We start from the raw sequence: 12,622 nt of genomic DNA on the forward strand, positions 1-12,622 counted from the left end.
GGGTACCCTTGGGAAATAAGACAACTAAGGAGGTAATATCAAATAAATGAGTTAACTTAACGACTGATACTTTTGGTCCAACATATGGGGAGTATTATACAGGGAATCCGTCCTGTACCCTAAAGAACCTCCGGCTATTAACTGAATAACTGATCTCATCATAATTTTCGATCATATCCTTGCTTACCCCGACACATTCGAGTCTTGTTTCAAAGTCCCGGATCAGTTCCGTATCATGGTTGATTAAATCCTTTACTTCATCTATAATGCCTGCAAGAGAATTCTGATTACCTGTGGTTTCTGTTACTGAAATCAATCCAAGAAAAAGGTGATCCCATGCCATGAAATCAAGCTGCTGTTCATTGGAGATGTGTACGGAAGGGCTATTTCCTTTGGATGTTTTAATCTCAACCGCATTTCGGTTGCGAGCAAAATCCTGATTCGCACTCTCAGCACCCCTCCAGGAGTGCATAGCTTCTTTTAGGTTGGAGGTATTCTGCAGAAGTAGCTTTAAAAAGAACAGTTCTCCGAATAATCCCCTTTGCTTTTCAATAGATAATAGTTCTCCTGTTGCCCTTGAAAAGAGCTTTTTCCAATAGTTTACCCTTTGGTTGATTAGGGTGAGCGCCTGTTGTGATTCTGAAACTGTATTGAGTTTTTCAATGATGTCCTCTATGAACATTGTGAAAATATCGGTCAGCTCTTTTTCTAGGAGAATTATCGTGTATTCGGTTTGTGATTGGCTTAAGGGGATTGCCTGTATTTCAACACCCCGAAATTTTCTCAGAAAGTTCTTATGAACAGGTGCTGCAGAATCGAGTTCCAGTTGAAACATTCTTGCTCCTGTTGCACCGATCAGCCCGATAAAACAATTCAGCTCCGGAATGGAATCAATCCTCTTTTTCACCACATTCTTTCCGGATGTAGATTCCTGATCAGTCCAAATTTGTCGTATATCAGTCATCTTCCTCCGTATCATCATCTTCCTGCAGAATTTCTTCAAATTCTGTCTGCTGAGGACGTGCAGCATATTCAAAAGTTTGTTCACCTTCAAATTCCGGGAAGATCAAACCGAATCCAACAAGAGGAATGTTTTCATCAAGGTCAGGAGATACCCTGGGATCCAATGGCATAATTACAAGAAGTGGTTTCCCTTCACTGTTTCGCTTATCCTTTATGTCCTGTTCGGTAGGTTCAGATTTGAATTCGAGATCGATCATTCTCGCTCGCTTATCCAGTATGGCATTTTTGTTCCCTTTAACACTGAGTTCAGTAAGACCATTTTCAAGATTCCGTGCTGGCAATCCAGCTTTAATATCTCCATCACTCCAGGTAAACGCGTGTGATTTGACAGGTTTACCACTCAGATCACCTTTCGTAGTGATTGTTTTACCCGTATTCAGAATAACCGCAACAGACCACTCCTTCAGCTTGCCAATCTGATTTTGCTTTTCTATGTACGCTCTTAAAATATCACCGCGTATGTAACCGGAACGATAGGAGGCGATAAAATCAGACACAATATTTGCGTATACCTTGTTCCAAAGTAGTGCGTTTACTCCGCGGTTCGATTTCTGCTCTTCGGGTCCGGATAGGCGGCTCAGGAGATTCTTGAACGCCTGATAATTGGATTTGACTACTGAGGGAGATTTCTCAAATGCATAGGTCTGGATCAGTTTACCCGAGAATCCTACCTGAATGCGCTCATGATCCCTCATTCTGGTTACAGATGTAATAAGCAGCATACCCGGATGTGTCCGTACCTTTAACTGAAAATCTTCAGGGCGAAGGTTCTTAGCTGCCATTTCATCAAAATCTGCCCGCATTTCCTCCGTAGCCATGGTAACATGCCGGTACCAGTTTACCAGTTGTTCAGTAGTATATAACCTGCACAGATCAACATAACCGGGTCGGTAACCGAACCATCTACCCATCTGCATCAGGGAATCGTACATGCGTGTTGTTCGGAGATAATAACTGACCGACAAGCCTTCAAGGGTAATTCCACGGGCAAGCTTATTGCCCCCGACAGCAATTACCGAAAGGCTTGTGCCTGCATCTTCATACTTTTTGTAATTGATTTCTTCAATGTCGTGATATTCCAGATTCCGTGTATTCTTGGTTCCATGCACAGCCCGGACTTCTATTTTGGTGACTGTATTGATCAATTCGGTTTTTACCACATCCCAGGAAAATGTTTTGATTTTCGGGTCGGTATAGGTCAGATTTTCAAGCACTTCTTCCGTTGTTGGAATGAAGTCGTTTTTATATAAGTCTTCCAGTTCTGAAAGAAGGCTTCCCTGGCCTGATTTGATCTGCCTTTTGTAATCTCTCAGGACTTCATTCACCAGCCAGGCAATACGGTCGATCCAGGCCACCCTGAGGGCAACGTGAATTAACATGGAATTGTGTTTTTTGTCCTGGCCTCTTAAGCGTCTCATGGCACAGGTCAGAATAAAGGCCCGCATTGATTCTTTTAATGATCCGGGAACATCATCCGGAAGGACATCTCTGTTTTCCCTGTTTATTGTTCGCGGGAACCAGGGTTCCTGATCTTCTGCAGGACGTATTATGTCCAACCCTTCAAACGTTTCTCCGGTTTTTTCATTCTCAAACCCGAATACTTGGGCTGCACCTATGTAATTGGATGGTGGTGGAATATTGACGATAAAATCCCTGGGAAACAGGTCTTCTCCCACTTTCAATTTCACATCCTTTACCATTGTCTCGAGTTCTTCGCTCCATTTTGAGGGGATGAACAGGTTTGCGTAAGGTGTCGCGGTATAGCCAATGAAAGTATTCTGATTGAACAGGTTCAGCAATGTCCGGATGAGGCGGTTTATCGTCCTTACGTCTATTTCAGTCCCTGAATTGACAGATGCATTGTCCGCTTCATCATCAATAACCAGCACCGGAACATTGTGTATTTTTCTGTTTCCGGCTGAGTCGTCAACAGCAAATTGGTTTAACCAAAGTATAAGGTTTTCCAGCACACTCTTGTTCTTTTTTATTACCAGAACCGTAGGGCTGTTTCCTCCAATTGGTACATTCAAACGAGTGGCTATACCTCGGTTAAAATCACCTTTATCATCAGATGAGGTGTAAGAATATATCTCGGTATCCACTTTGAATTCCCCAACTCCTATCTTATTATTTTTCTTTCGCAGGATAAAATCTGCGCTGTTCCGGCCAATATAGCCTTCATCAATTCTGACCTGGGTTTGTGAACGAAGTGTGTTGTGTACGCCGGCAATGACAATAATGAGTTTATAACCTGCATCAGTAGCTTTGTTGATCAGGCCGGTGTAATTGGCTGTTTTACCTGACTGGACATTACCAACAACCATACCCCTGCGATCCCAGTTGCCTGGAGTTTTCGGATTAATACATTTATCGAGAATTTTTTTTGTCAAGTCATCCAGGCTATCTACTGGAAAGGAACCATCTTTTGCCTTCAACCAACCTTTATACCTATCCCAAAGCTGCCATGGATAATTGCCCGGAATATCATGTAACCATGGTTTTACATTCTTATTGACTAATTGAGTTGCTTGCCCTTGAAAGACCTCAAAGTCATATTCTAATTGTTCAATCAGGTCATTTAAGTCAACATTAGGATACTGTTGCTTTATTAAAGGATTTTCAGCTACTTCCTTAATATCTTCAGGTACGATATCACGGTCTCTTTTTATATCACCCAATAAAATGTGACAGACATTACGAGCGCTTTCTAATTCTTTCATTATTCAAAATATTCTATTAGTTGTGTGTACTGGTTAAAAGGTTCTATATTGAAAATCTGCTTTATGGCCAGTTCACGATCCATTCCACTTGACGTCAATGAACTGTACATCATCCTCGCCAGTTCTATTGTACCGGAATCGGGTTCAGTCTGATTATCTCTGAGTTCGTGGCTTTCCGGTTCTTCACTATGGTATTGGATAATAGCCTCTACAGGTGTGGTTTCACCAATCAGTTTAAGCACAGATTTGAATTCAGAAGCGGATATGGATTCCTTTTCCAGCAAACTTTTTACAACCGCATGCTCTTCATTTATGTAATAGTGTCTTACGTCATCCCGGCTCTTTTTTGCTTTCCATACCGGTTGAAAATCAAAACTTGTGATGGAATCATCCAGCATGATCTGATTACCTCTGAAACGGTGTACAGCACCGGCCGACTTCCGTGTCATTTTTCCGAGACGAACCAGATCTTTACGGACAGCAATGGAAGGGGTAGCTGTGGCTTTCTTTATGTCTATTTTCCAATCATGATCTAATCTGTTGGGGATATCGACAAGGATTCTGGCGTTCTTGAAATGTTCATTTTTTGGAAATAATCCAAGCCAGTCTCCGTAAAGCAACAAGCGACTATTGCGGTAAATGTAGAATCCCTGCAGACGGTACCATTCATCTGTTTTTGCTTTTTTACGCTCTTCCGGATTCAGTTTGGATATGTGGGGCAGTACATAACATTTTACAATTACCTGGTTATTGTCAAGATTCTCATGTGCTATCAACTGACCTCCTTCTGATTCTTTCATAAACGGATCCCATGGTTCCAGTTTGTTACCATTCATCCAGATGGTCAGTTTCTTCCTTTCCATGTAGCGGTGAAAAACCAGACTGAGGTGATCTTCCACTCTTTCAAATTCTTCCAGGAAAACATTCTTTGCGGCCTCATTGTGGACGTTAGCATTGCCTACCAGTCTGTCGAGTTTTTCCCATAACACGGTTGTACCGTGACTGAGTTTTTCCAGAGGTTCCAGGAACATGTTGTCAGACAAATAATCCAGCAGATTCCATTTGCCAGTTTCGTTCACGAAATCCAAGTCCCAATGTCTTTTAATAATGCTGTGATTTTCTTTCCTTGTCAGCACTGTCAGAGCTTTACATTGGGAAAAGGATGAGGTTTTTAATCCGAGTCCGAACCTGCCCAGGTCATGTTCCTCACGATCATCTTTCGGGTCTTTGCTGCCCGGTGTCATGGCTTCTATCAGACCATCTCTATCCATTCCATCACCGTCATCTGTAATTGTCACCCATGACTTTTCACCGTCCCACTCGTACTGTATCCAGACATTATTTGCCCGGGCAGAAATGCTGTTGTCGATTATATCGGCAATGGCGGTTTGCAGGTTGTACCCGAATGCCCTGAACGTATTGATCATGGCTCCGGCTTTTGGTGGAGTTTCTTCGGATGGTATGTCTCTGAGATGATCGATCACTTTGAACTACTTGAAATCTTAAATACAATTTCTGCAATCTGTTTTGCCAAATAAGGTGGAACCGCGTTCCCAACCTGATGGTATTGCGCAGTGCGAGATCCACAGAATAGGTAGTTATCCGGGAACGTCTGTATTCTCGCAGCCTCTCGCACGGTCAGACTGCGGCACTGATCCGGGTCGTAGTGGATGAAGTAATGTCCATCCTTGGAGATGTGACTCGTTACAGTGGTGGCCGGCTGATCCGGAACCTGTACCCGGAACCTATCGGCAAACTTCCCTGTTTTGGCATTTTCGTGATCTGGTAGTAATGCCTCACTATGGGATTCAAATTCATGCAGTCGGGGAAACCGGGTGTAGGTCTTCGTGAACATGCTGGAAAACATATACCTTTTCAGGTCCTCCACCAGATGTACGCGCGACTCATGGTTGGCTACTCCTTTTAGATTCGGGTCATGGTACCAATCAAAAAGTGGATTGGATTGGGAAGGTGTATTACAGGAAACGAACTCAGAACCTCTTCCATCCGGTGGAACATCAATGCCACTAGCCAAATACTCTCTTGCAAACCCATTCCAGGAAATAACCTCCGCCTTTAATGAATTGGTTAAACGCTCCCATGCATCATCTGAATCGGTTTCCTTTCTATAAAACCGCTTTTTCTTTCCAAGTACCATTTCACTGCGAATAAAGGACCGGTTGATTCCGCTGCGAATTTTTGGCAAATCGCCGATGACGTCTGAAAGTGTAACGAGATTTTCTGACTTTTCGAGAGTTTTCGGTGGCTCTGATACGTCCTGACGTATACCAAGCAAGATTACTCGATGCCGATTCTGCGGAACGCCATAATTCTCCGCTTTTATCAAAAAATCGGAATGATACTCATAATATGGGTTTCCCTTTCCATCAGTTTGACCACTTTTCGTCAGGGAAAAAATTTTATATTTAGGGGCTTTTCTATTCTTAAAAATAATCCCTGGATTTCTAAGGTCTCGGAGGATCTTGTCAAAAATTACCTCTCCGTTCAGTTTAGAGGATAAAATACCTCTGACATTTTCCATAACAAATACCGCCGGATGATGGTCCGCTATGATTCGCAAATATTCCTTGTATAAATGAACACGATGGTCTTTTTCATCCAGATTTTCCTTCCATTGCCGCCTGGACCTTCCCACGACAGAATATGCCTGACAGGGAGGACCTCCTATAAGCACCCAGTTTCTTTCTCCAGCCAGTGCTTTGGCAATCCTTTGATTAACTAATTCAGGCGGAAAATCCGGCGATCCCAATGTACACCTCCATGCGATATCTTTAGCTTTTTCGTATTCCCGGGGATACCTTTCAAACAATTTCTGCTTTAATAAATCTCTTTTTGCGAGATTTGATTCCTCATACATCTCGTAGTAAGCTCCCGGCAATGCATGTTTTTCAAATTGATGAACAAAGCTTCTCAGTTCAAGAGTCTGGTGAGCTGCGATATTGTTTTCAATTGATAATCTGATATCGAAGGCCTTTCCCTGATTGACTGCCGAGAACCCCTCCCCAAGACCCCCTGGGCCCGCAAATAGGTCAATTACTGGAATCGCCATTAGTAATTCTTTTTATAAGCCTCATTAATGTTTGTTGTCGATTGCCGGATTTCAGTTCGCACTCAAATACAGTGAGAACATTCCATCCTATATCTATTAGTTTATTTTCGTTTTCCCTATCCTTTCGTTTATTGGTAGTAATCTTATCCAGCCACCATTGCGTTCGTGTTTTTGGAACAACATAATAGTTACATCCTTCATGCCCATGCCAGAAACAACCGTGCACTTGAACTATCGTGTTGTATTTTGGCAAAACAATATCTGGCTTTCCAGGAAGCTTTTTATCATGCAGTTTGTACCGAAACCCACGAGCATGGAGGAATTTCCGCACCAGCATTTCCGGTTTGGTATCCTTTCCTTTGATCCGGCTCATGTTATAGCTCCTTACCTCCGGTTCGTGAACGTCTGCCATACTGATATCCCTTTTTTTGTTCTCCTGTTTGGGTTGTGTTTTTTCGAGACTCTTTCTATTTGGTTGGTTTCCTGGACGATATTTCCAGACTGTATCCGTTGAGATGGGGTTTTCTTTTTCTTTGACCCGAAAAAACGAATAAAACTTGATGCTATTCCCCTAACAAGATAGGGGAAAATTTTAGAATGAGGAAGTAGCGGGGCAGGAAAAATTACCCGAAGCCATGCCAGCAAACCCTGGCGTTTCCGGCAACAAACCAGTAAAGAAAATGCGAAAACCTAAGGGTAGCTTAGGGGACTTTGCTAACCCTTTAAGAAACTAATCGTACGGTTTTCCAAGGATTTAACCGAAGAAACTGTACCATCACCCAAACCGACTATTCGATAGGGCTCCATTTTTCGCCCCAGAGCTACACCGATTAGTTCCGGATTCCTTTTCCTAAACCAAGCCACCTGGCCTCTATCTATCTGTGTTAGCTGTGGTCCCTCTTTTTTCACCACAGATTCGCGCGGATTTACACAGATTTTTTTTCGTTTCCTCAAAGAGACCAGCCCATCCCTAACTTATCTGTGCTAATCTGTGTTATCCCTGGTGCAACACTTTTTTCACCACAGATTCGCACGGATTTCCACAGATTTTCTTTGGGCTTTTTTTACCTAACCTTCCTATCCCTATTTATCTGTGCTAATCTGTGTTATCTGTGGTGCAACACCTTTTTCACCACAGATTCGCGCGGATTTGCACAGATTTTTTGGTACATGGTTTACATGATTATTCTTACGATTCCTTTTTTCATATCCTGTACATTAAAATTGAGCAACAACGCCAATTTCAAACCTGATAGTTTGAGATACGTCATCACTTGAGATTTATGAATAGGTGCGAGTTCCTCAACCGACTTCAATTCAATGATAACCAGACCATTTACCAGTAGGTCTATTCGGTAACCTGCGTCGAGTTGAATCCCATCATAACTTACCGGCAGGGGCTTTTGGCGTTCAACTGTTAACCCTAGCTTGAGTAATTCGTATTCCAAACAAATCTCATAGGTAGATTCCAGTAACCCTGGTCCCAACTCGGAATGAACGTTATACACGCAGCCAATGATTTTGTAGGTTAAATCATTTAATTCCATAGGCATGAATCAAATAAATCTTAGGTGTATAGCTTTTTCACCACAGATTCGCACGGATTTCCGTGGATTTTTTGGTTATTTAAGCTAAACCAAATTATCCCTAATCTATCTGTGCTAATCTGTGTTATCTGTGGTGAAACACCTTTTTCACCACAGATTCGCGCGGATTTACACAGATTTTCTTTGGGCTTTTTCTACCTTCCTATCCCTATTTATCTGTGCTAATCTGTGTTATCCGTGGTGAAACACCTTTTTCACCACAGATTCGCACGGATTTCCACAGATTTCTTTTCGTTTCCTCAAAGAGACTATCCCATCCCAAATTAATCTGTGCCTATCTGTGTTATCCGTGGTGAAACACCTTTTTCACCACAGATTCGCACGGATTTCCACAGATTTTTTTCGTTTCTTCAAGGGAGACTATCCCATCCCTAATTAATCTGTGCTAATCTGTGTTATCTGTGGTGCATAAAATTATTCGGTAGCTCCTCGATACGCCTCGGTACCGCCCACTACCGGCAGCCTCAGCGAACTGGCATCCAGATCCACCGTCAGCTCCGTGCCAGGCTCGGGCCAAAGTGTAAATTCCTTGTCGCTGGAAAAAACCAACAAGCCGATCTGCTGCCCCTTCGGAATGACCTGATCGTCGGGCTGCAAGGCAAAGCTAACCGTGTAAAACCGGCCCGGCTTCAAGGGCTCGCTTTCTGTCAGGGAGCGGTGATTCTGCGGGTCCGCCCATCCACGGGTGATGATATTGTCCGTGATCGTTGCATTTTTCCGCTCGTTCCAGGGCAGGGAGACCAACCAAACCGAAAGGTTGGCAGCGGGCTTGCTGGAGGCCAGGCGAATGGTCACCTCCGGCAGACCGGACAGGTGCAGGTCTTCCTTCAGTTCGGGACTCACAAACACTAGCCGATGATCGGTCAACTCCGCCCGCGCCAGCGAAGCCCCATCAAACGAAAAATTATCGATCAGAGTCTCCTTGCCTTGCCGGGCGGGTTTCTCCAGCTGCAGGCTACCAATGGCCGGGGCTGCTCCTTCCAGAAAGAGCTCCACGGGCTCGGATTGGGGATGGGGATAGGCTTCGTAGGGCGTGGGGTTGTCCTGACCATCGCCCTCTCGCACGATCCACACCCGGGGATCGTCTTCCACGCCGTTTTCCTGACCGTGCAGGTAGCGGGTAAACCAGCGATTCATCATCCGCATGGGCGGTGGACCTCCGTGCCCGTCCTGATGGTAATACAACTGCACCGGAAGTCCCATGTCCCGGGCTTTTTTGTAGATCCGGTAGCTGTGTTCGGGCATCACGTTCCAGTCATTGAACCCATGGGCCATCAGCAAGGCGGCTTTCATGGGCTCCATTTGGTTCAGGTAGTCCCTGCCCGCCCAGAAATCGTTGTAATCCCCGGTGACCCGGTCCATCCCGGCTTTCATTTCGGTATCCCGGATGCGGGCGTTGTTTCCGGCCCGTTTGGCAGGATCCCCGCTATGGATAAAATCGTAGAGCACGTCAATGTCTTCGCCCAGGTAGCCACCCGGCGAGCGCACCAATCCATAGGAACGGTAATAATGGTAATAGGAGGTATTGGGGGCGATGGGGATGATGGCCTCCAATCCCTCCACCCCGGTGGTAGCCGCAGCCAAGGGCAGGGTGCCGTTATAGGAAGTTCCGGTCATGCCTACCTTGCCCGTGGACCAGTAGGCCTCCACCAATTCCCCGCCCTGTGGTTGGGTATAGCCTCTGGCCCTCCCGCAGAGCCAGTCGATCACGGCTTTAGGGGCCAAGGATTCGTTTTTGCCGCCCACGGTGGGAGCGCCCTGGGAAAGGCCCGTGCCGGGGGAAGAAGAGTGCACCACGATATAGCCCCGCGGTACCCAGGTGTGGATGTGGGAATCGGAGATAAAGGGGCGGTTATTGCGCGGAGTCACTTCCGGTGAAACCCGGCTCGCTGGCGGAGATCCCAATTCATGGCGCACGTCCCAAAACAAGCCATCCACATCGGGTGCGACCCCGGCGAAATAGGGGCTACTGACGTAAATCACGGGAAGTTTCAAGCCCTGGTATTCGGTCTGATAGGGACGCGTAACGGAAACGTGCATGCGATCGGGCTGCCCGTCTGCGTCGGAATCGAATTCGGTTTCTACCCAGAGATCATGCCGTACCCAACGGGCGGGGTCCTTGAAGGCCGCTACTTCCTGGGCTTCCCCATCCAGAAAATGGGGTTGGGCCTCCGATTGGGCGGCAAGGGGTGGTACAAAAATTCCGAATGCCAGCCAGAGGCAAAGGATCAATAGATGGGTTGTTTGCTTCTTCATGGCTTAAAAATAGCGATTTTTTGAAAGGTGCCGAAATGCATGGCCAACGCGCTTCCTGCCGTTTGTGGAAAAGATGCCCTGCGTAAAGCCCATTAACCAGTCAAATAGTTGTATCGGAGACACCTTTTTGCGACCGACTGATGGCCGGGCGAAGCTTCAAGACGAATTTGCCATCTTACTTCTCGGAACCCATACTACCGGCTACAGAATTTTTTTTCCTCCCATTAGTGGTTCATAGGCGACGCTGAATGGGTTTTTTAAAAATTTTTAAACTATTCTGATTATCAGTTGTTTACTTGCCATACCAAAACCAACAATCAACTATGAAACGAATGATGTATGCATCCGCATTACCAGCACTTGCTATCTTGCTATGGGTGACGGCTTGCGGGAGTCCCCAAAAAGAAACAACGGAAGAAGAAACGATGATGGAGGTGGAAGAAGCCGCACCTGAAGAAGCGGCACCATCCATTGTCGATATAGCGGTCGGTTCGCCGGACCACGGAACGCTGGTCACGGCATTAACTACCGCCGAACTGGTAGAAACCCTAAGCGGTGACGGTCCATTCACCGTGTTTGCACCAACCGATGCGGCCTTTGCTGCCCTGCCGGAAGGAACAGTGGCCTCCTTGCTGGAGCCGGAAAACAAGGAACAACTAACCGGGATTTTGACCTACCACGTGGTCGCTGGAAATGTTTTAGCCGCCGATCTGTCCGACGGACAGGTAGTGGAAACACTAAATGGGAAAACCCTATTGGTATCGATCGCGGATGGCACAGTCAAAATCAATGGGGCCACGGTGACGGCCGCAGACTTGTCCGGAAGCAATGGCGTGATCCACGTGATCGATGGCGTACTAATACCGGAATAAGTTTAATGAAAAACGGATGCGTTAAACGAATCCGTGACCACTATACCTAACCTGCGCAAGGCTGTCCATTTCGATGAGACGGCCTTTTTTTTTCCACCTGCAATACCGGACCGAGATGCTCCCGGTTCGCCGTAGAAATCACCGGTACCCGCCTAGTAGCGGATACGAATCTTGGCGAAAAAATCCTGTTCTGCATCCCAAAAGATGCATTAATTTCGTATGTTGGTAGCTGTAAATCCTTTCCCGCATGAACCGCAGATTCTTTCTTCACAAACTCAGTCTGGCCGGCGCACCGCTGCTGGCGTTGCCTTTGCTTTCGTTTGGAAATCGGGTAACTCCGAAGGTCGGCCGATTGAAATTCATTACCGCTTCCGACGGGCATTGGGGGCAACCGGGAACGGACTACGAAACTTCTCACCGGGACCTGATCGAGGCCATCCACCGAGAAAACGGAGTGGATTTCGTGCTGTTCAACGGAGATTTGATCCACGACGATCCGAAGTTGCTTCCCGAGGTAAAAAGCGTTTACGATCAGCTACAGGTTCCCTACTACCTGACACGAGGCAACCACGACCGGGTTCCCGCGGCGGATTTTTTGCGCGTCATGGGCCAACCGACCAACCATGCGTTTCTAGCCAAGGACGATGTGGGTGGGATTATCCTGGATTGTTCCAACGAAAAAGGGGAGTACCGCTGCGTAGACCTGGAATTGGCGAAAAACCTGCTCGACAACTACGCCAGCCTTTCGCATGTATTCGTCTTCGTGCACATCTCTCAAAACGATTGGACCCGGCACGGAATCGACTGCAAGCCCCTATTGGAACTGCTGGCCTCCTATCCGGCCGTGCGCTCTACCTTTCATGGCCACGACCACGATGTAGACGGGCAGATGATTTACCGCGACAAGCCCTTTCTCTGGTCCGGACACTTCGGTGGGTCCTGGGGCAATCCCTTCCCTTCCTATCGTGTTTGCGAAGTAGGCGAAGACGGCAAGGCAAGCACTTACCTCAAAACAGTGAAGGATGGAACGATCCTGAATGCACACAGCCTGTAAACGCTGTTGGTGTCATTGAA

9 protein-coding genes are annotated in these 12,622 nt (G+C 46.2%); 2 read left to right on the top strand and 7 right to left on the bottom strand.

Translation table 11 applies throughout. The annotated features are described in order from the left end of the window. Positions 1-94 precede the first annotated feature (94 nt). From GCU44_RS08510 to GCU44_RS08540, 7 genes are all read right to left on the bottom strand, one after another. Positions 95-964, bottom strand: coding sequence for a PD-(D/E)XK motif protein (locus tag GCU44_RS08510; RefSeq protein ID WP_161993915.1), 870 nt, complete (start codon positions 962-964; stop codon positions 95-97). Beyond that, entirely contained in the window at positions 957-3,743 is a 2,787-nt protein-coding gene (locus GCU44_RS08515; protein WP_154855896.1) for a Z1 domain-containing protein, read from the bottom strand. The genes GCU44_RS08510 and GCU44_RS08515 overlap by 8 nt, the downstream gene beginning before the upstream one ends. After that, positions 3,743-5,170: an ATP-binding protein gene (locus tag GCU44_RS08520; RefSeq protein ID WP_154855898.1), complete on the bottom strand. Its 1,428-nt coding sequence runs from the start codon at positions 5,168-5,170 to the stop codon at positions 3,743-3,745. The genes GCU44_RS08515 and GCU44_RS08520 overlap by 1 nt, the downstream gene beginning before the upstream one ends. 53 nt (positions 5,171-5,223) lie before the next feature. Next, positions 5,224-6,813: a DNA cytosine methyltransferase gene (locus GCU44_RS08525; protein WP_154855900.1), complete on the bottom strand. Its 1,590-nt coding sequence runs from the start codon at positions 6,811-6,813 to the stop codon at positions 5,224-5,226. Beyond that, positions 6,794-7,225, bottom strand: a complete 432-nt coding sequence (locus tag GCU44_RS08530) for a very short patch repair endonuclease (protein ID WP_154855902.1) — start codon at positions 7,223-7,225, stop codon at positions 6,794-6,796. The genes GCU44_RS08525 and GCU44_RS08530 overlap by 20 nt, the downstream gene beginning before the upstream one ends. A gap of 763 nt (positions 7,226-7,988) precedes the next feature. Then, on the bottom strand, positions 7,989-8,360 hold the full coding sequence (locus tag GCU44_RS08535; RefSeq protein WP_154855904.1) for a GxxExxY protein: 372 nt from the start codon (positions 8,358-8,360) through the stop codon (positions 7,989-7,991). A 474-nt stretch (positions 8,361-8,834) separates the two neighbouring features. Beyond that, positions 8,835-10,676, bottom strand: coding sequence for a Xaa-Pro dipeptidyl-peptidase (locus GCU44_RS08540; RefSeq protein ID WP_154855906.1), 1,842 nt, complete (start codon positions 10,674-10,676; stop codon positions 8,835-8,837). 323 nt (positions 10,677-10,999) lie between these two features. On the opposite strand from GCU44_RS08540, the gene GCU44_RS08545 reads away from it, so the two are divergent. After that, positions 11,000-11,548 carry a fasciclin domain-containing protein gene (locus tag GCU44_RS08545; protein WP_154855908.1) on the top strand — a complete coding sequence of 183 codons (549 nt, stop codon included), beginning with the start codon at positions 11,000-11,002 and terminating at the stop codon, positions 11,546-11,548. Positions 11,549-11,795: 247 nt separating this feature from the next. Further along, complete coding sequence (locus GCU44_RS08550; RefSeq protein WP_154855910.1) at positions 11,796-12,602, top strand: metallophosphoesterase family protein; 807 nt, start codon at positions 11,796-11,798, stop codon at positions 12,600-12,602. Positions 12,603-12,622: the final 20 nt, after the last annotated feature.

It is taken from the genome of Cyclobacterium xiamenense (genome assembly GCF_009467825.1).
Taxonomy (GTDB): domain Bacteria; phylum Bacteroidota; class Bacteroidia; order Cytophagales; family Cyclobacteriaceae; genus Cyclobacterium; species Cyclobacterium xiamenense.